Origin of the sequence: Acetivibrio cellulolyticus CD2, assembly GCF_000179595.2 — a bacterium.
GTDB lineage: Bacteria > Bacillota > Clostridia > Acetivibrionales > Acetivibrionaceae > Acetivibrio > Acetivibrio cellulolyticus.
In genome coordinates this window covers 41,095-66,410 of sequence record NZ_JH556658.1, presented here as the reverse complement: position 1 = coordinate 66,410, position 25,316 = coordinate 41,095, and the positions used below count along the sequence as shown (strand labels likewise).

26 protein-coding genes are annotated in these 25,316 nt (G+C 36.9%); all 26 read right to left on the bottom strand.

What is annotated here, in order from left to right; translation table 11 throughout:
• Positions 1-40 precede the first annotated feature (40 nt).
• The 26 genes from flhB to dprA all read right to left on the bottom strand — a co-directional run bounded on the left by flhB (position 41) and on the right by dprA (position 25,265).
• Positions 41-1,243 (bottom strand): flagellar biosynthesis protein FlhB, encoded by a 1,203-nt coding sequence (gene flhB / locus ACECE_RS0216130; protein ID WP_010249128.1) that lies wholly within the window; start codon positions 1,241-1,243, stop codon positions 41-43.
• Complete coding sequence (fliR, locus tag ACECE_RS0216125) at positions 1,240-2,025, bottom strand: flagellar biosynthetic protein FliR (RefSeq protein ID WP_010249126.1); 786 nt, start codon at positions 2,023-2,025, stop codon at positions 1,240-1,242. The genes flhB and fliR overlap by 4 nt, the downstream gene beginning before the upstream one ends.
• Positions 2,026-2,086: 61 nt before the next feature.
• The gene (gene fliQ / locus ACECE_RS0216120) at positions 2,087-2,356 is read right to left on the bottom strand and encodes a flagellar biosynthesis protein FliQ (protein ID WP_010249124.1); all 270 of its coding nucleotides are present in this window, start codon (positions 2,354-2,356) and stop codon (positions 2,087-2,089) included.
• Positions 2,357-2,384: 28 nt separating this feature from the next.
• A complete protein-coding gene (gene fliP / locus ACECE_RS0216115) occupies positions 2,385-3,194 on the bottom strand; it encodes a flagellar type III secretion system pore protein FliP (protein WP_407636670.1) in 810 nt (269 codons plus the stop codon).
• Entirely contained in the window at positions 3,148-3,654 is a 507-nt protein-coding gene (locus ACECE_RS0216110; RefSeq protein WP_010249119.1) for a flagellar biosynthetic protein FliO, read from the bottom strand. Before ACECE_RS0216110 ends, fliP begins: the two co-directional genes overlap by 47 nt.
• A 53-nt stretch (positions 3,655-3,707) precedes the next feature.
• Positions 3,708-4,070, bottom strand: coding sequence for a response regulator (locus tag ACECE_RS0216105; RefSeq protein WP_010249118.1), 363 nt, complete (start codon positions 4,068-4,070; stop codon positions 3,708-3,710).
• Between the two features lie 166 nt (positions 4,071-4,236).
• Positions 4,237-5,469, bottom strand: coding sequence for a flagellar motor switch phosphatase FliY (gene fliY / locus ACECE_RS0216100; RefSeq protein ID WP_010249115.1), 1,233 nt, complete (start codon positions 5,467-5,469; stop codon positions 4,237-4,239).
• Position 5,470: 1 nt separating this feature from the next.
• Entirely contained in the window at positions 5,471-6,460 is a 990-nt protein-coding gene (fliM, locus tag ACECE_RS0216095; protein ID WP_010249113.1) for a flagellar motor switch protein FliM, read from the bottom strand.
• 13 nt (positions 6,461-6,473) lie between these two features.
• Complete coding sequence (locus ACECE_RS0216090; protein WP_010249111.1) at positions 6,474-6,983, bottom strand: flagellar basal body-associated FliL family protein; 510 nt, start codon at positions 6,981-6,983, stop codon at positions 6,474-6,476.
• Positions 6,984-7,173: 190 nt separating this feature from the next.
• On the bottom strand, positions 7,174-7,374 hold the full coding sequence (locus ACECE_RS0216085; RefSeq protein ID WP_010249110.1) for a flagellar FlbD family protein: 201 nt from the start codon (positions 7,372-7,374) through the stop codon (positions 7,174-7,176).
• 346 nt (positions 7,375-7,720) lie between these two features.
• On the bottom strand, positions 7,721-9,040 hold the full coding sequence (locus tag ACECE_RS0216080) for a flagellar hook protein FlgE (protein ID WP_010249108.1): 1,320 nt from the start codon (positions 9,038-9,040) through the stop codon (positions 7,721-7,723).
• Positions 9,041-9,184: 144 nt separating this feature from the next.
• A complete protein-coding gene (locus ACECE_RS0216075; RefSeq protein WP_010249106.1) occupies positions 9,185-9,577 on the bottom strand; it encodes a TIGR02530 family flagellar biosynthesis protein in 393 nt (130 codons plus the stop codon).
• Between the two features lie 17 nt (positions 9,578-9,594).
• Positions 9,595-10,488, bottom strand: a complete 894-nt coding sequence (locus tag ACECE_RS0216070; protein WP_010249104.1) for a flagellar hook capping FlgD N-terminal domain-containing protein — start codon at positions 10,486-10,488, stop codon at positions 9,595-9,597.
• Positions 10,489-10,527: 39 nt separating this feature from the next.
• A complete protein-coding gene (locus ACECE_RS29505) occupies positions 10,528-12,159 on the bottom strand; it encodes a flagellar hook-length control protein FliK (protein ID WP_010249102.1) in 1,632 nt (543 codons plus the stop codon).
• 44 nt (positions 12,160-12,203) lie between these two features.
• Positions 12,204-13,028: a MotE family protein gene (locus tag ACECE_RS0216060; RefSeq protein WP_010249100.1), complete on the bottom strand. Its 825-nt coding sequence runs from the start codon at positions 13,026-13,028 to the stop codon at positions 12,204-12,206.
• A 35-nt stretch (positions 13,029-13,063) separates the two neighbouring features.
• Complete coding sequence (gene fliJ / locus ACECE_RS0216055) at positions 13,064-13,507, bottom strand: flagellar export protein FliJ (RefSeq protein ID WP_010249098.1); 444 nt, start codon at positions 13,505-13,507, stop codon at positions 13,064-13,066.
• Positions 13,508-13,615: 108 nt separating this feature from the next.
• Positions 13,616-14,932 carry a flagellar protein export ATPase FliI gene (gene fliI / locus ACECE_RS0216050; protein WP_010249095.1) on the bottom strand — a complete coding sequence of 439 codons (1,317 nt, stop codon included), beginning with the start codon at positions 14,930-14,932 and terminating at the stop codon, positions 13,616-13,618.
• A 147-nt stretch (positions 14,933-15,079) separates the two neighbouring features.
• Complete coding sequence (locus ACECE_RS0216045) at positions 15,080-15,859, bottom strand: FliH/SctL family protein (RefSeq protein WP_010249094.1); 780 nt, start codon at positions 15,857-15,859, stop codon at positions 15,080-15,082.
• A complete protein-coding gene (fliG, locus tag ACECE_RS0216040; RefSeq protein WP_010249092.1) occupies positions 15,852-16,877 on the bottom strand; it encodes a flagellar motor switch protein FliG in 1,026 nt (341 codons plus the stop codon). Before fliG ends, ACECE_RS0216045 begins: the two co-directional genes overlap by 8 nt.
• A gap of 109 nt (positions 16,878-16,986) precedes the next feature.
• Complete coding sequence (gene fliF, locus ACECE_RS0216035) at positions 16,987-18,561, bottom strand: flagellar basal-body MS-ring/collar protein FliF (RefSeq protein ID WP_010249091.1); 1,575 nt, start codon at positions 18,559-18,561, stop codon at positions 16,987-16,989.
• A gap of 93 nt (positions 18,562-18,654) precedes the next feature.
• Positions 18,655-18,963 carry a flagellar hook-basal body complex protein FliE gene (gene fliE / locus ACECE_RS0216030; protein WP_010249089.1) on the bottom strand — a complete coding sequence of 103 codons (309 nt, stop codon included), beginning with the start codon at positions 18,961-18,963 and terminating at the stop codon, positions 18,655-18,657.
• Positions 18,964-18,989: 26 nt separating this feature from the next.
• The gene (flgC, locus tag ACECE_RS0216025; protein WP_010249088.1) at positions 18,990-19,430 is read right to left on the bottom strand and encodes a flagellar basal body rod protein FlgC; all 441 of its coding nucleotides are present in this window, start codon (positions 19,428-19,430) and stop codon (positions 18,990-18,992) included.
• A 6-nt stretch (positions 19,431-19,436) separates the two neighbouring features.
• Complete coding sequence (flgB, locus tag ACECE_RS0216020; RefSeq protein ID WP_010249086.1) at positions 19,437-19,850, bottom strand: flagellar basal body rod protein FlgB; 414 nt, start codon at positions 19,848-19,850, stop codon at positions 19,437-19,439.
• Positions 19,851-20,394: 544 nt separating this feature from the next.
• The gene (trmFO, locus tag ACECE_RS0216015; RefSeq protein WP_010249085.1) at positions 20,395-21,723 is read right to left on the bottom strand and encodes a methylenetetrahydrofolate--tRNA-(uracil(54)-C(5))-methyltransferase (FADH(2)-oxidizing) TrmFO; all 1,329 of its coding nucleotides are present in this window, start codon (positions 21,721-21,723) and stop codon (positions 20,395-20,397) included.
• A gap of 26 nt (positions 21,724-21,749) precedes the next feature.
• Positions 21,750-23,855: a type I DNA topoisomerase gene (gene topA, locus ACECE_RS0216010; protein ID WP_010249084.1), complete on the bottom strand. Its 2,106-nt coding sequence runs from the start codon at positions 23,853-23,855 to the stop codon at positions 21,750-21,752.
• A 300-nt stretch (positions 23,856-24,155) separates the two neighbouring features.
• Positions 24,156-25,265: a DNA-processing protein DprA gene (dprA, locus tag ACECE_RS0216005; RefSeq protein ID WP_010249083.1), complete on the bottom strand. Its 1,110-nt coding sequence runs from the start codon at positions 25,263-25,265 to the stop codon at positions 24,156-24,158.
• Between the last annotated feature and the right edge of the window lie 51 nt (positions 25,266-25,316).

Genomic DNA, 25,316 nt, shown 5'->3' with positions numbered 1-25,316 from the left:
CCCTTTTTATTTTCTCTATTTTCTCTATAATAAAATGCCTTTATACAACTCTTCCTTTATTCTTAAGGCTATATACAAAGGCGAGTACTTCTGCCACTGCCTGAAACAATTCCGGAGGTATTCTCTCTCCAATGTCCACTGATGCATAAAGGGTTCTTGCCAGTGGCTTATTCTCCACAATTTCTACCTTATTTTCCTTAGCTATCTCCTTTATTCTTAAAGCTATATAGTCCTGACCCTTAGCAATAACTATAGGCGCATCTGAAACTTTAGGGTCATATTTTATCGCCACAGCAAAGTGAGTCGGGTTTGTTATTACAACATCTGCCTTCGGAATATCCTGAAGCATTCTTCTAAGTGCTATCTGACGTTGCTTTTGTCTTATCTTTGCCTTTACTTCAGGATTACCTTCTGCTTCTTTATTTTCTTGCTTTATCTCCTGTTTTGACATTTTGAGGCTTTTTTCATATTCCCACCACTGATACCCATAATCCAAAACCCCAAGTATCAACATGGCTATACACATCCTTATTGCAACGTTAATTGAAGTAACACATATATAAGCAGCTATGCTGATAACATCCATATTCATTGTGTTTAAAATATTCTTTGCTTCATCTGCCAGGTACGAATATCCGATATACCCAATTACTACTATCTTTAAAATCGACTTTACCAATTCTGTTACAGACCTGAGTGAAAAAATTCTTTTAAATCCACTTAAAGGGTTTATCCTGCTAAATTTAAACGCAAGTGTCTTTGTTGTAAATAAAAAACCTACCTGAGCATATCCTGATACAATGCCTGTAATAAGTGCTACAGCGAATACAGGAGCTACAATTTTTAAAAAACGCAATAACAAGTCTATGAATAATTTTATCAAACCTTCTACAGTAAACAAATCTGTTAGCTTCGAATAATCGGCAAAAACTATTTTAAAGTATGCATATATCTGCTCATACATATAACCGCCGGCTATTTTGACAGTTATAAACAAACAAAGCAGAACTATAGCAGCAGTCATTTCCCTGCTTTGAAGAACCTGTCCTTCTTCTCTTGCCTTTTCTCGCTTCTTTGGTGTTGCTTTTTCTGTCTTATCACCGCTGTCTGCAAAGAGCTGAAGATTAACAGGCTGTAGTCTCAGCGGTTTTAGGGATATTCTTTTCTTTCTGCTTCCCAATATACTTTCTGATATGTCAATAGCATCCAAATCTATGTTGTGCTCATCAATTAGCATCTTCATTTTGGCCCCATATTCTTAAGGAAATTAAGCATTTCGCTATCCATTCCTTTAATAAGCGTTTCGACAATGGATATAAACAATGGCATAGTCAAAACCATAACAGCCAATCCCAATATGATTTTCAAAGGCATACCAACTACGAATACATTTAACTGCGGTACTGTTTTTGAGATAACACCCAATGCAACATCTGTTATTAGTATTGCAGTAAGCATTGGCGCTGCAATTTTAAAAGCTATCAGAAATATTCCACCAAAAATTTCTAGAATCCTACTCTGCAACCCACTTCCAAACACTGCCTGCCCTAAAGGTACATATTCATAACTACTGAACAGTGCTCTTATAAGAATATGATGTCCGTTGCATAGTATAAAAACCAACATACAAAGGATGAAGTAAAATGTCGAAGTTATCGACACTTGAATATTACTTATAGGATCAATAACATTAACTACACCAAAACCAATCTGCATGTCTATCAATTCGCCTGCTATATATATCGCGTTAAAAATTGTGTATGAAACGTAACCCAATGTAATTCCGACAACAAACTCTCTTATAACCAACGCTGCAAATTCATAAATGTTATTGATAACGATATTCTGGTTACTTATAGTATTTACAAGTATTAATGCCAGCATAAATGAAAAGCCTATCTTTAAGTAAGTAGGAATGTTGGCTCTGCTAAATATAGGAGCAATAACAAAGAGCCCAGCCATCCTTATAAATATTAATAGGAATACTTCTATACCGTTTACCAAAATTCCTTCTGTTAAGATCAATTTAAATCCTCCAGAATATAGATATATAGATAATGAACACCAAAGTTAAACCTATAAATTCTTATCTTATATATTGATTTATATTCATATAAATACCTTGAGTATATTCCATTAACATTTTTAACATCCAGGAACCAAATATTGCTATTCCTGCAAGTACAGCCAATATCTTTGGAATAAAAGTAAGTGTCTGCTCCTGGATCTGCGTAGTTGCCTGAAAAATACTTATCGCCAGGCCCACAATTAAACTCAAACCTAGCATAGGGGCTGATACATAAATAACCGTCATTATAGACTTCTGAGCCAGTTCAATTACCATACCCTGATCCATTTTCCATCCCCCTCTATTTTTAACACAACTATGTTACAAAACTATTCACAATCATTTGTGATAAAAGATTCCAGCCTCCAACCATAATAAAAAGCAATATTTTAAACGGAAGTGAAATCATTACCGGAGAAAGCATCATCATTCCCATAGACATCAACGTACTTGAAACAACCAGATCAATTACAAGAAAAGGTAAATATATTAAAAATCCCATTTTGAACGCAGTTGTCAGTTCACTTATCAAAAAAGCAGGAATTATTGTAGTGAGCGGAAGATTTGGCACTTCTTGCTCTTTTATTGGAGTCTTAGTTCCCGAAAGCGATACAAATAATGCAAGATCCTTCTTTTCCGTTTGTTTTAACATAAAAGTCTTAATCGTTTTAGATGATCTTTCCAAAGCAACTTGCTGAGTTATTTCCTTATTCGAATAAGGCTTATATGCAGTTTCATTTATTTCGGTAATTACAGGATTCATTATAAACAAGGTTAAAAACAAAGCTAGCCCAATCAACACTTGATTCGGCGGCATCTGCTGAGTTCCCAAAGCATTTCTTAAAAAAGATAGAACAATTATTACCCTCGTGAAGCTTGTCATCATCATCAATATCGAAGGCGCCAATGACAAGACAGTCAGCAGCAGTAAAACCTGCACACTTGAAGTAAAATCTTCGGGAGTATTGGAAGTTCCCACACTCACATTAACTTTGGGCAACGTTAAATCAGGCTCAGCATATACATTTGACGCCAGAACTACCAAAACTATAAGTAATAGCGTAACAGTTACAAAGTACTTAACCTTGATTCCCATTAGTGTTTTCATCTCCGCCTTTGGTATCATACTTTCCTACTCTTGATGTTATCGTCTTTAATTTTTCAAGATTATGCCGAAAACTTTTATCCTCGTTACTACTACTATCTTCTGACTTTACATCTCCCTTAGTGCTCTGCTTGCCTTTAAAGTTCTGAATATACTTTTCAAAAATTTCTTTAAAATCAAAGGAATTTCCACTACCTGAAATTTCCTCTTCAGTATAGCCCCCCATATCAACTTTTGTAAGCAGTTGAACATTCTTACCCGATGCACTTATCAGCACAAATTCTTCGCCAATCTTTACAAGATGAAGCTTGCTGTCGAGTCCTAAGCTAACTGTTTCAACAATATTGACATACTTCCCTTTCATAGCCCTTCCCGACTTATTACCAACAAACTTGGTAGTAACATATGCCAAAAAGAGTATCGAGCCAAAAACAATAACAAACACAAAAATGCTAATCAGCATGTCACCAAAGCCGCTCATTTGATACTCCTTGTCCAGCTTTAACAGCTATAGTTTTGTTTACGTTACAGGTATTAACCCAATACTTTCTTAACTGCTTCTACAACTCTTTCTGCCTGGAATGGCTTTACAATAAAATCCCTTGCACCCGCCTGGATAGACTCAATTACCATTGCCTGCTGCCCCATTGCGGAACACATTATTATCTTCGAATCAGAATTGATCTTTTTTATTTCTCTAACAGCTGCTATTCCGTCTACTTCCGGCATAGTTATGTCCATTATTACCAAGTCTGGAGTTAACTCCTTAAACTTATCGATAGCACGTGCTCCATTTTCAGCCTCACCAGCAACTTCATAACCGTTTTTTGTAAGGATATCCTTAATCATCATTCTCATAAACGCTGCGTCGTCAACAATTAGAATTTTTTTACTCATTATATATCCCTCTCCTTAAATTATAGTCTTTACTACTTCCGGATGGTATTGTAAACAAAATGCCTAAATGTATTTTGAAATTTTTGATTGCTATTTCAATAAGTACTCACCCAACCAATAGATATGAGGCACTGAAGTTCTTGCCGAAGTTTTCTTTTCGGCATTCCTAAAGCCTCTTTGAAGGATGTATAATATCGGTAATTCTTACACCAAAACTTTCATCAATTACAACAACTTCCCCTTTTGCTATCACTTTACCGTTTACAAGGATATCTACGGGCTCACCTGCCAGTTTATCCAACTCGATTATAGAACCTGGTCCAAATTCCAAAATATCCTTAATAAGCCTGTTGGTTCTCCCTAATTCTACCGTGACCTGCAATGGCACATCCATTATAAGTCCAATATTCTTTCGTTCAAAAGATATCATGCCATCATCAAATGCTTGGAACTGTGCCGGCTGAACATTAATGGGTTCTCTGAACCTCCCCTGCTCCTGCGGAGCCTGTCCATAAAACGGCTGTCCCATCCCCTGCTGCATTGGAGGATATTGCTGTGGTGGATACTGCTGTTGGTATTGTTGCTGTGGATACTGCTGTTGCTGAGGATATTGCTCCGTATACTGCTGTTGTGGCTGCTGAGGCGGCGGTTGTACCTGTGGTGTATTTTTAACAGAAGATGCACTGCTGTTATTATTCTGCGGTGGCGCAACAGCTTCTGAATTTGCATTTATAAGGTTATCAACAAGAGATTTGGCAAATTTTAAAGGTATCAACTGCATTATCTCACTATCTACCAACTCCCCGATTACCATCTTGAATGCAATTTTGACTAACCTATCCTCTGGTTGAAAAACATCTTCCTGCTGGTTATCAAATGTCATACAAAAAGCTCTTGGAGGAGATATATCCACTCTTTTATCAAACATTGATGACATTGATGTTGCCGCTGAACCAATCATCTGGTTCATAGCCTCGCCAATCGCACTTAAGTGAAGATCTGTAAGTTCTCCTGAAATATTGCTTCCATCACCACCCATCATAAGGTCGGTAATTACTTTTGCATCATTTTCCTTTAGAACTAGAAGATTTGCACCATTAAGTCCCTCAGTATACTCAATTTTTACAGCAACATAATTTGTTCTGTAATGTTCTGATAACTCTTCCCATGAACATACAGTAACCTGAGGAGTAGTAATCAGTACTTTGTGTCCTAAAAGGGCATAAAGCGTAGTAGCTGATGTACCCATGCTAATATTGCCTACTTCGCCTAGTGCATCAACTTCCTGACTTGAAAGTTCAGACTCGCCGTCGTTAGCACTGGCATTACTACCGCTATCAGGAATTGATCCTCCATTTAGCAAAGCATCAATTTCAGCCTGCGATAACATGTCACCCATGCTACTCTTCCTCCTCTCCTCTTACAACTTCATTAACCTTTATTGCAACCCTGTTCTTCTTTACTCCAGGAGTGCCATAAAACTTTAAAAGGTCACCAACCAAAATTTCAAGATTTCCACTAACACTGGAATCTAAAGGTATTACATCCCCTGGCTGCAACTCCAAAAAGTCATTTACCAGAATTGTTGACCTTCCTAAAACTGCTCTGACTGGTACCTTGGTATTTTCAATTTTAAGCTCAATAGTATCCTTGCTTTCATTTGTTTTCTCTTTCTCACTATTAGAGAACCAGAACTTTGTACTAAGTTTTGATACTATCGGTTCAACCACCATATGCGGTATGCAGATATTAATCATTCCCTCAACATCGCCTATTTTTGCACCTAAAGTTATTAATGCTACCATTTCGTTTGCAGATATTATCTGGGCAAATTGTGCATTAGTCTCAATTTTTTCAAGCCTTGGTCTTATCGCAATAACATTTTCCCATGGCTCCCTCATAAGGTTTAGAACTTGAATAATAATTCTTTCAATAATGGCAAGTTCAACCTCAGTAAATTCTCTAATCTTTTCCATTGGAGAACCCTTACCACCAAGTATCCTATCAATTAATGCATACGCAATGGGAGGAGCCATCTCAAAAATAATCGATCCCGATAAGGGAGAAAAATCAACAATAGCAAGTACTGCCGGATTTGATATTGAATTATTGAATTCATAATATGCTATCGCTTCAACTGAAATAACTGCAACCTGCACAAGTGTCCTTAAATAACCTGATAAAAAGTTTGTCAGCAGTCTTGCATAGTTATCATGTATGATATTGAGCGTTTTCATATGGTCCTTGGCAAACTTGCTCGGCCTTCTAAAATCGTGATTTCTTATCTTCTTCTCTTCGGGTGTTGTGGTCATATGCTGGACATCAATTTCTCCAGTATTCAGGGCTTTGAGCAGCTCGTCTATTTCATTTTGTGATAGAATATCACCCATTTATAACCACCTCCTACTGATAGAACCAATATTCAAATATAATGCTGTAAACAAGTTCACCATTAATTGTTTCATTTTGAAGTAAATAATCATTCATCATTTTCTTAAGATCAGCTCTTGCCTTTTCTTTAGCATCTGTTTTTTTGACATCATCAATAGTCAAACCCTGGAAATATGTACCTACCATTTCCGAAAGCTTGCTCTTATTAGATTCAATCTTCACCGTTGTACTCTCAATACCATCCAACTTAGTATAATACTGCACTTGTAGATTAACTAAAATGATATGAATACTGGTATCTTTTTCACTGCTCTTCAAATTAAAGGCAATGTTTTTATCAAACATTTGATGCAAGGATAATTCATCATCTTTTGGAACCGTTATTTTCTTTTCCGGTTCTGCAGCCTTATCACCATCGCTTCCGCGCACAAAAAACACATATCCTGCCAATAACACAAGAGCTAATGAAAGAAATGCTACTATACCGATAAGAACGAAAAAACCACTACTTTTACCCTCCAACTTTATGCCCCCTTTATCCTTAGAAAAACTATACAATCGGGCACAGCTATATAACTTTGAAACTTAAATAAACAGCAGGTTAAATCAATGGTCTTCTTGATAAGAATATCTTAAAAAATATCCCTTATTAATGCTCGTAAGTAACAATACATATTAAACCAATTTTTTTATTGAACTCCCATAAGATCAGTTAATTATTAGATAATAAATTACAGAATATTTTCCTTTTATATTGTATTACTTTTTCGACTACTTCTTCAACATTTTCCGCAACTACAATCTTTTTGCCGGTCGTTGTAGAAATAACAGTATCTGGTGTTCCTTCAAGACTTTCAATCAGTTCACTATTTAGGACAAATTTTGATCCATTTAATTTAGTCAATACAATCATAATATTTTTACCTCAAAAACTCAATAGAAAATTTATTTTTTTTGCAAAAATATAAGTTTTTTTGTTGAAATTTATTATAAATCGGTGTTGATTTACTACTTATTCTTCATAGGTCCCGGATATTCCTCTAAAATTATTAGAATTTCTTTTAAAAATATTTGCCAATTACAAATATTCTAAAAAGTTTGTTTATGGAAACAAACTTTTTAGAATAACACATAATTTATACGCTTTACTTTTTTATGTTACTAATTTAATAATCACACATAATGAAAAAATGAACTTCCTCTTTTTGTGCTCCGCACATAACTTAGAAAAAATTACGTTGCGGGGCACTATTCCTTAATTATCTCTTTAAGTTAACCAATTCCTGCAGCATTTCATCAGATGTTGTAATTATTCTGCTATTTGCCTGGAAACCTCTCTGGGTCACTATCATATCAGTAAATTCAGTAGATAGGTCAACATTTGACATTTCAAGTGTACCTGGATTTAAGGTTCCAACTCCTTCAGACCCTGCCTTTACACCTTTCTTGAAATCGCCTGAGTTCGTTGTAGGTATAAACATATTATTACCTGACTTCTGGAGACCTGCAGGGTTTTCAAAACTTGCCAGTGCAATTAATCCTAAAGGCTGCTGCTGTCCATTGCTGTATATACCCGTTATTATTCCATCCGAACCTATGCTAAAACTTACAAGCGTTCCTGTGGAATAACCGTCAACACTTGTAGGTTTTGCCGAACTGTCAGCGGAATACATTGTAAGTTTTGAGAAATCAAATAATACATCTATCGGCTCTGAGCCTACACTTTCTGGCGGAATTATGGATATAGCAGGATTTACGGAGGTCCCTGAAGCTATTATCTGACCTTCACTGTCAAACGAAATTGTTCCGCTGGCAGATGATGCTGTTGATCCCGAACCTGTGTCAATAGCCCAATTCCATTCACTACCGCTGCTGCCAACGGATATTTTCCACAAATCTACATTTATACTGTAAGAATTACCCAAAGAGTCATAAACCGTCATTGGAACACTAAACTGTACATTTCCTGCTGAAGCTCCGCTTCCTAATGATTCGTATGAAGCATCAAGGTTACCGGCAAAAACAGACGAAGTAGTAGCCTTTGCAGCTATCATTCTCTTATTTTTGTTTGGAATATCCGAATAAAGGTTTATAGGCTCAATAGGATTTTCGGTGTCATAATTATATGTTCCATCGGTTTCTCTGGTATAAGCCTGCCATCCGTAAACATTCATTCCGCTTCCTGTTACCAGGTTTCCTGTCTTATCAATGCCAAAATTGCCGGCTCTTGTAAAACGATATGTATCAGCACTTCCGCCCTTTACAATGAAAAAACCATCGCCTTCAATAGCCAAATCAGTAGGATTGTCGGTTCTTTGCAAGCTACCTCTCGTTGTAATTGTATCAACAGAGCTAACACCAATACCCAAACCTACCTGCATCGGGTTTGTTCCTCCGCGGCCTGTAGCAGTATCGGGTGCACCCGCGCCTTTTATAGTTTGACTGAACACTTCCTGGAAAGTCACTCTTCCAGACTTGTATGCAACAGTATTTACGTTGGCAACGTTGTTACCGATTACGTCCATCTTGGTCTGGTGTGCACGCAAACCAGAAACACCTGAAAACATTGATCTCATCATAAATCTATCGACCTCCTTTGAGTCCCTCTATTCCTTCTGTCAGTCCGGAATAGGTAGCCTCCCGAAAGGGTCCGGCTACAAAACTGCTTTATCATTATTTATATCGGCTTGTTTACTTAATTTGTTTACTCAAACCACAAAGTACTAAGTAAATACAGCACCATCAATATTGGTAAATACATTTTCCTTAAGCTCATTACTATTTACTGCAGTTATTACTGTCCTGTTCTTTACGTTCACTACCAGGGCTATATCATCAACCATTACCAAAGAGTCTTTTACACCCTTCTCCTCAGCTTTGTCCAAAGCTTTTGAGATCTTCTGCTTTTGAGCATCGGAAATCTTGATATTTCTTGTCTCAAGTCTCATCTGAGCATGCTTTGAAAATTTGATATCCGAAGTTTCATTTATCTTTCCCTTTAAAATCTCATCAAAGCTACTTTGAGCATTTTCTTTCGGTTTATTGACTGTGGGATTGTTGAGCCCGCCCCCCGAAACTTTATTCAGGTGATTGTACATGTTGTTATTAATTATCATAGCATCACCGCCTTAATCTATACAGTTTCGCTATTATCTGCATCTCGCGTTTCACTGCTGCTCGTATCATCGCTTTCAGTCTTTGCTGGCTTTATGTTTGTAATACCGTCAACCGAAACATTTAAACCATCAAGTACTGCCTTTATTCTGCCATCAGAGGACACGCTGTAATCATTAAGAACTGCTTTCACGGAAGCCTGTTTTCCTGAATCATCAGATATTATCAATGATACTTCCTGGCCTTTACTATTTTTAAGATATTCTTCTTTGTACTTGGAATTTACAGTAGCAGATCCGCTGTCAACAGCAGCTACATTAACAGTTACTCCATCCATTACAGCATAGTTTTCATATGCACCTTTGTTAATCTCTTTTACAACACCTTTAACTCCGACAATTGATCCGGAATCCGAATCATAAACATAGCCACCGCATTCATACCCAATAAGCCCTGTATACTCTGATAGATTTGTAACATTAAGCTGACTGCCGTCCTTAACCTCCTGCACATTTTCAACAGGTATATCGTTACCGTTTACAATTACGTAAGCTTTACCGCTCTGCATTTTAACGCTGGTAACTTCGCCGGTTATGGTATTTGTCTTACTTGAATCACCATCTTTAAGATTTGCAGTAACAGTTTTTCCAATCATGCCGAAGGCTTGAGTTGCAGAGTAACTGGTATTCAAATTCTGCATCTGTTCAAGCGCACTGAACTGTGCCATTTGCGCGATAAATTGTGTATCATCCTGAGGGTTAAGCGGATCCTGATATTGGAGCTGTGTAACTAAAAGATTTATAAATTCATCTTTTCCAAGCTCACCTGTATTTCGTTCTGAAGCTTTTGTAGCTGAAGTATCATCAATTATTTGCTGAATTGTCTTTTGATTACTTACTGAACTTACACTCAAAATTCTTCAACCTCCATTCTTTAGGATACTTTTACACTCTTACGCAGTTAAGTCAATACTACTGTTGTTTAACATATAAGGGTTCAGTTTTTGCTGATTTTCCTCAATAGCGGAAACCCCGACCATTCCAGTTGCAGCTACCTTCTCACCTTTACCTGCTCTGTTACTGTTTTTTGAAAACTCATAACCTTCAGCAAAACCTTTTTTTGAATCCTGACCAACCGATACACTGAAACCCTGAATTGAGAACCCCTGTTTGGTAAGTGATTCCTTTAGATTGTCCATATTTGATTCAATAGCTGCTTTAACCTGTTCGCTTTCGGCGACAAACTTTGCAACTACTGCACCTCTTTCTGTAACAACCTTAAGTGAAAGTTTCCCAAGATGATCCGGCTTTAAGTCAATTACCATTTCACTCTTTTCATCAGTCAAAATGACTTTCGCCTTTTCGACAATCTGGCTTACTATTTCCTTCTTTGATACAGCAACTTCATTTTGTAATTTGGATACCTCGCTTGCTCCATTCGTTTTTATTTGCTGATTGTTCAAAACATTACCGAATTGAGTATTGTTGGCATCTTCAGTGTTCAACTCAATTGTATTGTCTGTTTCAGCCTTTCTGAGTTCGATTCTTTCTGCTTTCTGGTCACTTGATGTATCTGCTTCCTTTTCTTGAGGTTTACCTGATTCTTCGGAAGTTTTTGCGACTTTATCATCCTTCTTCTCTTCTGAAGGTGTAAAGTTTACATCTTCAACCGTTTTGGTTTCTGTTGTACCTTTAGCTGTTATTGACGTTACATCATTTACAGCAATCTCTTCAACTTTATCTGAAATTCCCTCAAAAAGCTTTTCAGGTTCGTTTTGAAGCTTGTTTTCCAGTTCGTTCAGAACTTTTTTGAGCTTATTGCCCAAGGCCTCAACATCATTAAGCTGTACTTTTTTATCAGTCTCTACCACCTCAACATCAACGCCCTCAAGCTTAACCCAACCCTCCTTATTACTATCTTTAACCTGCTCGTTATCTTGAGTTTTCATTTCATTTACCATGCTTTTTGATTCATTTACAGTAAATTCTGCTATTTTTATAAGGGTTGCTTTTTGATCGCTGCTCAATCCAAAAAGGTCTGATATCTTGCCCGCAATTTCAGCTGTTTTTGACTCATCTACCAACTCTTCTGAACTGATATTAAGTGCACTCATTACTTTTTTAAGTTCTTCAACACTAATATTCAGTATCTGTGCCAAACTTTCTTCAATGACTGTTTGTTCAACTGTCTCAGTTTTTTTCTCACCCTTCTTCGCAACATGTTCATTATTATCAGCAGACTTGCCATCAGAGCTTTTTACTTCCTTTCTTGCTGACACCTGTTCATTTTCTTTTACTGCATCCTTATAACTTTTTATTTTACTGTTACTTTCCGATGCATCTGCTTTTGCATTTACCTCATTTCCTTTGGTACTTCTTTTATCAATTTTTTTATCAGAACTTATGCCAGTATTTCTTTGAACACTTGGATCACTTTTGCTTACAAAATTCTTTTCGACTGTAGAGTTTAGAGTATCAATAAAGTTTGGATAAGAAGCTGAATTTATTGACTCTTTCTTCTTGATTTCCGTTAAAGGACTTGCAGATTTGCCTAGAAAGTCTACAATAAAACTCTTTGTTACCATTACTTTTCACCTCCTTTTTTTGATAGATTGAAACTTATACTTATTTAATTTGAAAGCTTGATTCCATAATCCTTTGCAAGTTTTTCAGTTACTTTGGTTGCAAAATCCTTACTCATTGTTGCTAATATTTCTGCTGCTATATCTTTTTTCATTGTTTTAAGTGTATATGATATTAAGTCTATCTTCGATTCACCAAGCCCTTCAAAAATCTTGGCACAAGATTTGGTATCCATCTTTTCGTAAAGCTGAGCGAATTGCTTTGCTCCTTCATCTACCTTTTGTTCTTCTACTACTTCCTTATATATTTTTTCGGCAGTTTGACTATTAACCTTAACAAAATAATCAGCAAATCCCTGTTTATCACCGTTTGCCACAAGCTCATCAACTTGCTTTTTGTATTCTTCCAATTGAGCCTTCTCTTTTTCTGTTTCTGACTTAATTTGTTCATTTTCTGAAGTCAGCTTATCCGCTCCCGTTTTATATTTTATAAGTTCTTCATTCTGTTTTTTTAGTTCCTCCAACTGCTTTGTAAGCTTTTCATTTTGTGTTTTATACTGTTTGTATAAGCTTAAAAGCTTGCTTTGATCAAAGTTTGCCGGGTCATTAGGATTAGGAGGACTTGGAAGCGCGCGATTTAACAGAGGTACATTTTTTATATTTTCACCATACTTGTCCGCCAACCCGTTAATATTATTATGCATAATAAGATAAAAAGCCCCTCCTACTACAGCGACCATAATAGCCAATGCAGTAATCAACGCAAGTATAGCAAATAATAAACCACCCTTTTTTTTATCCTTTTTCGGTTCATCTTCGCTTCCTTGCGTTTTGGGCTCTTTTAAAACCTCTTCATTTTTAACTTTAGCCATTTTTATGTCTCCTGTCATTCTTAGTTTAATTGCAACTATGGCTGTGACGTGTATTTAAAACTAGCAATTTCATCAATTACCTTTTGTTCCTCCTTCTGCTGCTCCTTCATATACTCCTCATACTTCTTTTCCCTTAACTTTTCCATCATTTTTCTTTCCTGGACAGCAATAATAAGCTGTTCTCTATACTTATCGACAGATTTTTGCGCACGCTTTATATTATTTTTCTGATGCTCTATCCTATCTTTCAAAAGTGATATGTATGAACTGTATTCTTTTAATTTTCCTATAGAAATGCCTGAGCTGGATTTGCTGTTTATCTCTCCAATGTACTCATCTCTCTCAGCTTCAATTTCCTTTAGAATGTTTTTTTGTCTCTCCAACTCCTGCACAGCTTTTCCCAGCTCATTTTTCGCGTTGTTTTCAATCTGCTTTTTCAAGTTGAGAACAGCCTGGAGTTTAAAAACAAATTTACCCACTCCAAATCACCTTCGGCTTTCAAGATTTATTTTCATTAAGAATGCATAAAATATAATTTTGCTATTGCTTAAGACCTTTCTTTTGCCCCATAACGTAAATTTCACCTATTAGTTCTTAAATACGTTATCAAGCAATTCAACAACCTCATCAAAACTATAATTGTCGTGGGTTCCCTGTTCGATAAATTCAAGTATTTTGTCGATATGTGCTATTGCATAGTCAATCTTTTCATTACTTCCCTTTACATAAGCTCCAATATTGATAAGGTCTTCAGCATCCCTGTGAATTGCCATAACTTTCTTCATCTGGTTTGCAATCTTCTTATGCTCACTTGTTACTATATCTGACATAACCCTGCTTACACTTGCCAGCACATCTATCGCAGGGTACTGGTTCCTATTTGCTAATGCCCTTGATAATACAATATGACCATCAAGTATTCCCCTCGCTGTATCTGTTACGGGCTCCGTCAGGTCATCACCATCTACAAGAACAGTATACAGTCCCGTAATTGAACCTGATTGGGAATTACCAGCCCTTTCAAGTAGTTTTGGCATGGATGAAAACACTGAAGGTGTATAACCCCTTGATACCGGAGGCTCACCAACAGCCAAACCAATCTCTCTTTGAGCCATTGCAAACCTTGTCAAAGAATCCATAAGCAAAAGCACATCTTTTCCTTGGTCTCTGAAGTACTCCGCTATAGCTGTAGCTATAAATGCCCCTTTAAGCCTCACTAAGGCAGGTTGATCAGATGTAGCTACAACAACAACTGACCTGCTTAATCCCTCTTCCTTAAGATCTTTCTCGATAAACTCCCTAACTTCCCTTCCTCGCTCTCCAATAAGTGCAATTACATTTATGTCAGCTTTAGTATTTCTTGCTATCATACCTATCAAAGTACTCTTACCAACACCACTGCCTGCAAATATGCCAACTCTCTGACCTTTACCAATCGTAAGCAAACCATCTATTGTCTTAACTCCAAGCGGCAGCGGGTCATTTATACGGTTTCTCATTAACGGATGAGGAGGATCATTATTTACAGGATAAGATGTCTCAACCTTGAGATCACCTTTCCCGTCTATAGGATTGCCAAGTCCATCTATTACCCTGCCAACCATACAATTCCCCACAGCAGCACTTAAGTATTCCCCTGTGGCTACAACTGTGCTCCCAGGTCCTATTCCAGTCATATCCCCAAGTGGCATAAGGATCACTTTATTATCCCTAAACCCAACCACTTCTGACTTAATTCTGGTTTTATCTTTTAAGGCATGGATCTCACAAACCTCGCCCATATTAACTTCGGGGCCATTCGATTCAATTGTCAGCCCTACAATTTTTGACACTTTTCCGTTGTATTCTATAAAATCCGATTTTGCAAGTATTTCTTTATATTTGCTAAAGTCAATGCTTTGCATATTAACCCCCATTAAAAATCTCAAATAAACTTAGCCCGCTCGATTTCAGGACATTTACATTAGGAAACTCCTTAATACAAAAAACGTGGCTAATGCCACAACTGTTTAATATCTAAGAAAGTTCATTTATTTCTGGCATCAAAAAAGTTATTTTCCAACTATCTTTAAAAAAGCTTCTTCGATTTTCCTGATCTTTGTCTGAACTCCAGCATCTATATTTCCATATGATGTTTCGACTAAGCAGTCTCCAGTTTTTAATGCCGGATCTCTTTTTATATCAAGATTCCCCACACCATCTATCATAGAAAGCAGCTTTTCCTTATTCTCTACAAGAAAATCATAATCCTGGGACGAAACTTTTATTGTTAAATCTTCCCTGTTCGAACATTTTTCCAACGCTTGCCTAACCATTGTTAAAAGGATTTCCTTATTTAAGGAAACCTCTGAACCTATTACTTTTTTTGCTACATCCATTATTAATTCTAAGGCATCCTTTTCCATACCTGCCATCACTTCACTGTATTCCATTTTAGCATGTTCTTTAACATACTCTGCCTCAGATAGCAGGTCCTCATACAGCCTTTTTGCTTCTTCATAACCAGCTTCAAAACCTCTCTGCTTCGCCTCATCTTCTATTATCTGCGTCTTTTCAAACGCCTCATTTTCAGCAGCATCAAGAATTCTTTTTGCTTCAAATTCAGCCTCTTTAATTATTATCTCTGCTTCCTCACTTGCTTTTTTTATAATGTCTTCTGAGGTTTTTCTGTTGTATTCTTCAAGGTCTTCCATATCCTTTTCCGGTTCCTCGTTATCTTCTAGCATCTCAGGTTTGTAAGCCATCTTTATTGTCTGAAAACTGATAGGTGCTCTTATCTGGACAGGAATACCTACACTTACCTGGTCGCTCTTAAATATTTTGTTATACAATTATTTCATCTCCCCCACCTCTAGAGATTACTATTTCGCCTGCATCTTCAAGCTTCCTTATTACATTAACCACCTTCTGCTGCGCCTCTTCAACATCCTTAAGTCTAACAGGCCCCATGAAATCGATGTCCTCTTTGATCATTTCCTGCATACGTTTGGACATGTTTGCAAAAATCTTGTTCTGCACTTCCTCAGTACTTCCTTTTAGTGCAACAGACATCTGATTATTGTCAACTTCACGCAGGAACCTTTGTATAGAACGGTTGTCGAGTGAAAGTATATCTTCGAAGACAAACATTCTTTTCTTAATTTCCTCTGCAAGGTCAGTATCCTCGATTTCAAGTGTTTCCATAATATATTTTTCTGTTCCCCTGTCAACACTGTTCAATATATCAACTATAGCCTGTACACCGCCTGCTGCAGTAAAGTCTTCGGTTACAAGAGCAGACAGTTTCTTTTCCAGTACTCTTTCCACTTCTTTTATAACTTCAGGTGAAGTTCGGTCCATCGTTGCAATTCTTCTTGCAACATCTGCCTGCTTTTCCTGAGGAAGAGCAGATAATACGATGGATGATTGCTGGGGTTTCAAATATGCCAATATCAGAGCTATAGTCTGCGGATGCTCGTTCTGTATAAAGTTTAGAAGCTGCGACGGATCCGCTTTTCTTACGAAGTCAAATGGTCTTACCTGCAATGAAACTGTAAGCTTGTTCAAAACATCAAGAGCTTTCTGAGTACCCAATGCCTTTTCAAGTATTTCTTTAGCATAGGAAATACCACCTTCAGCTATATAATCCTGAGCAAGACAAATCTGATAGAATTCCTCAAGAACCTTTTCCTTTTCTTCCGGTGTTACAGTTCTTATATTGGCAATCTCCAAAGTAAGCTGCTCTATTTCTTCGTCTTTAAGATGTTTAAATATTTCGGCAGATCTTTCAGGCCCCAATGCAATAAGCAGCATTGCAGCTTTTTCTTTACCTGTAATATCCGATTTGAATCCGCCTGTGCTTCTACTCACTGCTTACTCCCCCCTTGCTCTTTAGTATTCTTTAGGATTACTTATTGCTCCTCATAACAAAATTCACGCTAATAATTTTCGCATTTTACAGCATACATCATATACCACATCAATCCCAATCATCCGAAAGCCAATTTCTTAGCAGCTGAGCAACTGATTCAGGTTTCTCCTTAACAAACCGCTCTATCTGCTTCTTGACTTCTGATTTTTCCTCATAACTTATTTCAGGCACAGGTTCTTCATCCTCAGGAACAATAAACTGCGGTCCGCTTGCAGTTGCAAGTTCCGGTGAAAGCATTTCTCCCACTGCTGCTGCTTCCTTCTTTTTTCTTGGTATCACTGCAATCAGCAGTCCTATTATCAGCATAAGCATTAATGCAAAATATCCGTAATCTTCTATATACTGTTGAATCTTGTCAGACAAAGGCTCCGTATAAACTTCTTCAGGCGCAAGTTTGTATTTGTTTATGGATATCTTTGAAACAGGTATGTTTGTAGCACCACTTATCACCTGTTGGCATTGAGCCAAGAATTCAGGAGTTATTGCACTATCGTCAGCTACCTTTTGTCCATACCAAAGTGTCACAGCAACTGATGACTGGTCAAAATTTATATCTCCCTGCGCTTTTTCCACTTCTGTCATTGTTTCGTTAAATTGTCTGTTTATATCAGTTGTTGTCTTATTGTAAGTGGAGTTATCACCTGCCTGTATCGGGTATGTAGTAGTTCCGTTTCCAGGATTACTGTCTGTGCCGGGTACCCCACCATTAGCGCCATTTACAAGTTCTTCCTTTTCCGTATGACTGCTCACTACCGCCTCATCAATGTCGTTAGGTTTTCCCACTTCTTTTTTCGTAGTTTTTTGCTTATCAAACTCCAAAACAGGGTTTACTACTACACTTATGTAGTCATAACTACTTGACTTATTTGGATACAATACCTTGATATTTTTCTCAAGCTCTTGCTTAACTTTCAGCTTCATCTTGTATTGCGTAGAGGTATCTCCTATCGCATCTGAAGCATCCGTACTCAATATATTGAAGTTATTATCGACAACAGTTACATCTTTTGGATCAAGGCCATCAATGGATGCTGAAACAACACTTACTATCCCTTTTACCTGTTCAGAAGTAATCTCACCTTTAGGATCAATCCTTACAAAAGCAGTAGCCTTGTCACTTGATGTATCATCAAAAAACAAGGAATCTTTAGGCATAGTAACTTCAATGTCAGCGTCTCTAACATTGTCAAACATCTTAAGTTTAGCAACAAGACTGTTCTTTTTAAAATTCTCCCAAAGTTGTTTTTTATCACTTTCGGTTGAAGTTATACTTACAAGATTCCACGCATCTTCAAAGTTCATTCCTGATGAGGTAAACCCTGATGATGCCAGCGCAAATTCCGCCTTATTTTTTTCCTTTGAGTCGACTAAAATCTTGTTTCCTTCACCAGGCTTGTAATTAATGCCCTTATCCTGCAATACCTTTTCAATTTCAGCTGCATCCTTTGTATCATCAATTGTTACTAGCGGAACATATGTAGTACGTGTCAGCATTACTATGCTTACCGTTATAGCTATAACAAGTATAGCAGATATTACATAGATTCTGCCCTTTTGAGATTTGTCAAGATTCTTCCATAGTTCTGTTATACGCTGTTGAAGTTTTGATAATACCTCGGGCATGTAGCCACACCGCCTTCCATATGTGTATTCTTCTTTAGCTTTTATACCATTGCTCTAGAAAACTTTTTAACACCTTTTACATTTAGATAATTTTTAGACCTGCATATTCATGATTTCCTTATAAGCATCCATAATCTTATTTCTAATCTGCATAGTGAATTGAAGCGCTACATCAGCTTTCTCTGCAGCAATCATCACCTGGTGGATATTATCAGTTTTACCGGCTGCAAAATCTTCCGTCAACGCAGTTGATTCCTTTTCCAAGTTACTGACGTTTGTTAGTGCATCCTTTAGGTAATTTGCAAAGCTACCTTCAACACTATCAGCTTTATCCGTGTTTGAAAGGCCAATTTTTGATAAGGATGGTATAGAATTGAAACCGCTAATACTATTAACAGCCATAACGTCCTCCTATGTATTCCTCATTGTTATCTTCCGATTTCCAAAGCCTTCATCGCCATACTTTTTGTTGTATTTATTGATGTTACATTTGCCTCATATGACCTTGTTGCAGAAATCATATTAACCATTTCAGTTAGTATGTCTACGTTTGGCATTTCGACATATCCATTTTCATCCGCATCAGGATGTCCAGGGTCATATATCTTCTTAAGCGCTGATGTATCTTCAGTAATTCTTGCAACTCTCACACCGCCGCCTACCATTTTCTTGCTGCTTTCATTCAAGTATTCGGAAAAAGGAGTATCAGATGACTTTTCTTCAAATACTACTACTTTTCTTCTGTAAGCAGTGCCGTTTTCAGTTCTTGTAGTATTTGCATTTGCAATATTTTGTGAAATTGTATCCATTCTCAGTCTTTGAGCTGTCAATCCTGATGCGCCGATATCAAGAGAGCTAAAATACCCCATTTATCATCATCGTCCTTCCTTGATTACTGATTTCATTCTGCTAAAACTACCGCTAATCCTCTGAATAAGTACTTCATATCTTATATTGTTCTCAGCCATTTGCGCCATTTCATTTTCGATATCAACATTATTTCCATCCAGTCTCATGTCAAGGGAACTCTTGTCTTCGGATACATTAATTTTCACTTCATCCGCACTGCTCCCACCAATTGCAATATGTCTTGGATCAGTTCTTCTTCCTTTAAAACTGCTGTTCTTGGAAATAGCATCACTCAATTGTTCTTCAAAACTTACAGTCTTTCTTTTATAGCCGGGAGTATCTACATTAGCAATGTTTTGTGCAATTACTTCGTTGCGTGTTGCAGTCGCATCCAGGGATTTTTCCAGAACTTTTGATCCAAATAAAATCCTATCCAGCATTAAAACGCCTCCTATTTTACAACTCTTCCCTGTCACCGTTAAAATGTGTATACAAATAAATATACCCAAAGTATATTTCGACATAACACGGTATTTTCCTTCACTATTTTTTTGATAAAATGTGGTAATATCAACACTTTAAAACATATTACAGGTTCATCTGATACCAAAACAACTAATGTTTTGAAAATAATTACATAAGAAACAACTTCTAAAAGCATTTAAAGCGGTAAACCTTTAAAAGTATATATAAAAGAAAAGTTAATCAAAATGAATAATCTCATGGTATATACATATAATGGCACATTACTTAAGTAGATATTAACATAACTTTTTTTAAAAAACAACTATTAATATAAAAAAAAAATTGTGTGACCTTCGCAAAAAATCAGCAAGCCTAGGCTTGCTGATTTTTTGCCGCGTCTATGGGAAATCCTGTCCCTGAGACGCTAAAAATGCCATCCATGGCATTTTTACTTCAAAATTTTCAAGCTTTCGGCAGCTGATTTTAATTGCTCAGGTCAAACAATTACCTCATTTGACACTAAAACAGGTGAATACCGAAATTTGGTTGATCTTTGATATCTTTGATTATGTTTAGAGCCCTTGTAGCTATCTCGAAGTTTTTCTTCCTTTTATCACGAATTCTAACATTAAGGCCCTCCATCAAACCAAAGTTGACATTCATTGGCTGAAAATCTTTTACATTCTGGTCAGAAATATAATTACTCAATGCACCAATTGCAGTACTTCTAGGAAATAAAACATCTTCCTTTCCAAGAAAATTCATAGCAGCATTAATTCCTGCAACCAATCCTGAAGATGCAGATTCTACATATCCCTCAACTCCGGTCATTTGGCCTGCGAAGTATAGGTTTTGATATTTTCTCATTCTGTAAGAAGCTTCAAGAACTTTTGGTGAGTTTATGAAAGTATTTCTGTGCATTACTCCATATCTAACAAATTCGGCATTTTCTAGTCCTGGAATCAGACCAAAAACCCTCTTTTGTTCCGGCCATTTTAAGCGGGTTTGAAATCCTACGATGTTAAAGAGTGTTCCCTCTGTATTATCCTGTCTCAATTGTACTACAGCATACGCTTCATTTCCGGTCTTTGGATCAACAAGACCTACAGGTTTTAGCGGACCAAACCTAAGAGTATCTACACCTCTTTTTGCCATAGTTTCAACAGGCATACAACCCTCAAACACCACTTCTTTTTCAAAATCCTTAACTTCTGCAAGCTCTGCATTAATAAGCTCATTCCAGAACTTATCATACTCTTCCCTATTCATTGGGCAGTTAATATAGTCCTCTGTACCCCTGTTATATCTGGCAGCCTTATAAGCCTTGTCCATATTAATAGACTCAAAAGAAACAATTGGAGCTGCTGCATCAAAAAAGTGAAGGTATTCCTCTCCGATCAAACTCATTAAGCTCTTTGACAAATCCTCTGAAGTCAACGGCCCTGATGCTACAACTGTAACTCCATTTGTAGGAATATCTTTTACCTCTTCATTGATAATTTCAATGTTCTCATTTTCACGCATCAAGTCAGTAACCATCTGTGAAAATTTACTCCTGTCAACAGCTAATGCTCCACCTGCAGGAACTCTTGTTGCATCGGCACACGTCATAATTATTGAATCAAGGAGTCTCATCTCTTCTTTCAAAAGCCCAACAGCATTTTCAAGCTGGTCAGACCTCAAGGAGTTGCTGCATACAAGCTCAGCATAAGTTTCAAGATGGTGAGCCGGCGAATAGGATTGGGGCTTCATCTCATAAAGCCTTACCTTTATCCCTCTTTTTGCTATCTGCCAGGCAGCTTCACATCCTGCCAGCCCAGCACCTATTACATTTATATAATCAGACATTTTCTATACCTTTCCCTAAAATCACATTATTCCTGTTCTTCGTCTTTCTTACTCTCTTCAACTTTTGTAAAATCACAAGTCTCATTACTGCATTTATAATGGGCTTTCTTAGCTGAGAACTTCTTAAGCAAAAAGTTTCCGCATTGTGGGCACATCTCTTTAGAATGCATATCCCAACTCATAAAACTGCAGGTAGGATTATTCTCGCAACCCAAATACTTTTTACCCTTTTTAGACTTCTTGATATATACCTTTCCACCACATTTGGGACAATTAACTCCAGTCTCCTCAAGAATAGGCCTTGCATTTCTGCATTCCGGAAATCCCGGACATGCCAGAAACTTTCCATACCTACTCATCTTTATGACCATATTTCTTCCGCATTTCTCACATATTTCATCTGTAACTTCATCCGGAACTTCAACATTTCCGATTTGTGCTTCTGCTTCCTGCAAAACAACAGCAAACTGCGGATAGAACCCCTTCATTACATCTACCCATTTTTTGAAACCTTCTTCAACATCATCGAGTTTCTTTTCTAACTGGGCTGTAAATTCTATATCAACTATATCCTGAAAATAATTTTTCATGATGTCGTTAACTATCTTACCCAATTCTGTAGGCAGCAAAGTCTTGGCATCCTTAACAACATAGCCCCTTGCAAGTATAGTTGTAATTGTAGGAGCATAAGTACTCGGCCTGCCTATACCCTTTTCTTCAAGAGTCTTTACCAAACTAGCTTCGGTATATCTTGGAGGCGGCTGAGTAAAATGCTGCTTGGGATCTATTTTTTTCTGCTTTACCTCTTCACCTTCAACAAGGTCAGGTACATTGTTTTCTCCTTCTTCGCCTTCCTCATCCTTGCCTTCTAAGTATAAAACTATGAAACCCTGGAATTTTAAAATTTGCCCATTCGCTCTAAAAGTATAGTCACCTACTGTTATATCGGTATTTATTGTATCATACTCCGCTGAAGACATCTGGCTTGAAACAAATCTGGACCAGATAAGCTTATAGAGTTTATATTGCTCCTTTGTAAGCGAATCCTTAATTGAATCCGGTTCCATTGTAACCTGTGAAGGTCTTATACACTCATGCGCGTCCTGCGAAGCAGATTTATTTTTAAATACACGTTTTTCTTCCGGAACATACTTTTGACCGTACTTTTCCTTTATAAAATTTAAAGCATCCTGCTGTGCTTCAGCAGAAATTCTTGTAGAATCGGTACGGATATAAGTGACAAGACCGATTGCTCCAACTCCTTTTATTTCAACACCTTCATAGAGCTGCTGTGCTACAATCATAGTTTTCTTGGTTGTAAAACCCAGTTTTCTTGCAGCCTCCTGCTGCATAGTGCTGGTAATAAAAGGTGGTGCAGGAGACTTCTTTTTTTCACCCTTTTTAATTTTTTGTACAATAAATGGCTTATCTTTTATATTATCAAGTATCTTTTTTACATCATCTTCATTTTTTAATTCTACCTTTTTGCCGCCAGTTCCGTAAAATTTGGCATCAAAAGAACCTTTTCCACCCTTCTTTTCGAGTTTGGCATCAATAGTCCAATACTCTTCAGGTATAAAGTTCTCTACCTCTTCTTCCCTATCACAAATTAATCTTGTAGCGACTGATTGAACTCTACCTGCACTAAGTCCCTTCTTGACCTTCTTCCATAATATAGGGCTTATCTTATAACCAACTATCCTATCCAAAATTCTTCTGGCCTGCTGGGCATCAACAAGATCGAGGTCAATTTCCCGAGGCTCCTTGATAGCATTTTTAACAGCATTCTTGGTAATTTCATTAAATGTAACTCTGCACTTCTCAGAATTATCTATATTCAATAAATGGGCCAAATGCCATGAAATAGCTTCACCTTCTCTATCAGGGTCGGTCGCCAGATAGATCTTTTTTGCACTTTTGGCTTCCTTCTTCAACTTGGAAATAACGTCTCCCTTTCCTCTGATAGTGATATACTTAGGTTCAAAATCATTCTCAATGTCTATACCAATCTGACTTTTTGGCAAATCCCTCACATGCCCTACAGAAGCTACTATTTTATAATCCTTGCCCAAAAACTTTCCAATTGTGTGCGCTTTTGCAGGTGACTCAACAATAACTAACTTATCAGCCATCTTTTTCCTCCAGTCATGTTTGTCTACATTCTTTGCAAAATTCTTATTCTTTACATCTCCAAATACTTCCGAATAAGGTTTATCTTTATATAAACTGCTCAAATCTAATTTTTAAATTAAAACTTATATACTCAATTACTATATTATAATATTATGTATTGGCATATTACAATAAAAATATCTTAGGCATTAAGGCCAATTAAATTTTGAATTAAATATAACTTCATCTATTGTTTTTGCTTAAGGCTTATTTTATGCCATACAGTCATGCAAAAACGATAAGGAAATATTCGCCATTCCTTACAACTTTAACTTATACACCTTTCCTGGAAGCTGTTCGACAAGCCCTTTTAACTCCAGCATTACAATTACTGAATTTATTACTTTAATATTTAAACCAGTTTTATTGGCTATAATATCAATATGCGTTGGCTCTAATTTCAAACATTCCACAATTTTCACTTCATCTTTATCAAGTCCCTTTAGCAATTTATCATCTTTAAGCTTTTTTGTAAAGGAATCCTTGTTATTATCATTAAAATATGCACCAATTTCTTCTAATATATCTTCTAAGGAAGTAACCATTTTGGCTCCTTCTTTAATCAGTTTATTAGTTCCGGTACTATTAAGGCTGTTTACATTACCAGGCAATGCGAACACTTCGCGTCCCTGTTCTAATGCAAAATTTGCTGTAATAAGCGACCCGCTGCGTTCCCCTGCTTCAATTACTATCACGCCCATAGATATACCGCTGATAATTCTGTTTCTTGCAGGAAAATTACCCGCAACAGGCTGAGTTCCGGGTAAAAACTCTGACAAACAAGCCCCATTTTCAATTATATTTTCCATAAGCTTTTTATTCTCATAAGGATACACTATGTCAAGTCCACAACCTAGAACAGCTACAGTTTTTCCCCCAACACTCAAAGCCCCTTTGTGTGCAAACGTGTCGATTCCTCTTGCCATGCCACTTACAACAGTTATACCGCACCTTGAAAGCTCTCGAGACACAACTTCAGCCATATTTAACCCATATGAGGTAGCTTTTCTTGATCCAACCACTGCAAGATACTTTTCTTGTTTTGTCATATTTCCCTTCATGTACAGTGTAATAGGCGGATCATAAATGTTCTTCAAATATTCCGGGTAATTTTCATCTTTAATTGTTACTATTTTTATATCATTTGCATTAATATTTTCAATATGCTTCTTTACTTTCTCTTTATTGCCTTTATTCACCAAATTTTCAACATCTGTCCGGCTCAAAAATGAAAAAGAAGCAAAATCTAGCTCCTTGGCTGTAAAGACATTATAAGGATCTTCGAAAAAATCAAGCAGCTTTTTACTTTTTACTGCACCGATTCCAGGTATGGAACCAAGCCAAACCCAATATTCCATATTATCGTGCATTTAAAAAACCCCTTGTCAATAAAAGTATATTTCTCGATAACATATCGTCCA

Excerpts from the sequence above, each read along its gene's own strand:
- flgB (WP_010249086.1), bottom strand. The coding sequence starts at position 19,850 with ATGCTGGATAGGATTTTATTTGGATCAAAAGTTCTGGAAAAATCCCTG.
- ACECE_RS0216080 (WP_010249108.1), bottom strand. The coding sequence starts at position 9,040 with ATGATGAGATCAATGTTTTCAGGTGTTTCTGGTTTGCGTGCACACCAG.
- fliP (WP_407636670.1), bottom strand. The coding sequence starts at position 3,194 with ATGATACCAAAGGCGGAGATGAAAACACTAATGGGAATCAAGGTTAAG.
- fliY (WP_010249115.1), bottom strand. The coding sequence starts at position 5,469 with ATGGGTGACATGTTATCGCAGGCTGAAATTGATGCTTTGCTAAATGGA.
- fliQ (WP_010249124.1), bottom strand. The coding sequence starts at position 2,356 with ATGGATCAGGGTATGGTAATTGAACTGGCTCAGAAGTCTATAATGACG.
- flhB (WP_010249128.1), bottom strand. The coding sequence starts at position 1,243 with ATGAAGATGCTAATTGATGAGCACAACATAGATTTGGATGCTATTGAC.
- fliI (WP_010249095.1), bottom strand. The coding sequence starts at position 14,932 with ATGCAAAGCATTGACTTTAGCAAATATAAAGAAATACTTGCAAAATCG.
- fliM (WP_010249113.1), bottom strand. The coding sequence starts at position 6,460 with ATGGGTGATATTCTATCACAAAATGAAATAGACGAGCTGCTCAAAGCC.
- fliF (WP_010249091.1), bottom strand. The coding sequence starts at position 18,561 with ATGCCCGAGGTATTATCAAAACTTCAACAGCGTATAACAGAACTATGG.
- trmFO (WP_010249085.1), bottom strand. The coding sequence starts at position 21,723 with ATGTCTGATTATATAAATGTAATAGGTGCTGGGCTGGCAGGATGTGAA.
- ACECE_RS0216110 (WP_010249119.1), bottom strand. The coding sequence starts at position 3,654 with ATGAGCGGCTTTGGTGACATGCTGATTAGCATTTTTGTGTTTGTTATT.
- topA (WP_010249084.1), bottom strand. The coding sequence starts at position 23,855 with ATGGCTGATAAGTTAGTTATTGTTGAGTCACCTGCAAAAGCGCACACA.
- ACECE_RS0216060 (WP_010249100.1), bottom strand. The coding sequence starts at position 13,028 with ATGGCTAAAGTTAAAAATGAAGAGGTTTTAAAAGAGCCCAAAACGCAA.
- dprA (WP_010249083.1), bottom strand. The coding sequence starts at position 25,265 with ATGCACGATAATATGGAATATTGGGTTTGGCTTGGTTCCATACCTGGA.
- fliE (WP_010249089.1), bottom strand. The coding sequence starts at position 18,963 with ATGGCTGTTAATAGTATTAGCGGTTTCAATTCTATACCATCCTTATCA.
- ACECE_RS0216085 (WP_010249110.1), bottom strand. The coding sequence starts at position 7,374 with ATGATTGTATTGACTAAATTAAATGGATCAAAATTTGTCCTAAATAGT.
- ACECE_RS0216105 (WP_010249118.1), bottom strand. The coding sequence starts at position 4,070 with ATGAGTAAAAAAATTCTAATTGTTGACGACGCAGCGTTTATGAGAATG.
- ACECE_RS0216075 (WP_010249106.1), bottom strand. The coding sequence starts at position 9,577 with ATGATAATTAATAACAACATGTACAATCACCTGAATAAAGTTTCGGGG.
- flgC (WP_010249088.1), bottom strand. The coding sequence starts at position 19,430 with ATGGGGTATTTTAGCTCTCTTGATATCGGCGCATCAGGATTGACAGCT.
- ACECE_RS29505 (WP_010249102.1), bottom strand. The coding sequence starts at position 12,159 with ATGGTAACAAAGAGTTTTATTGTAGACTTTCTAGGCAAATCTGCAAGT.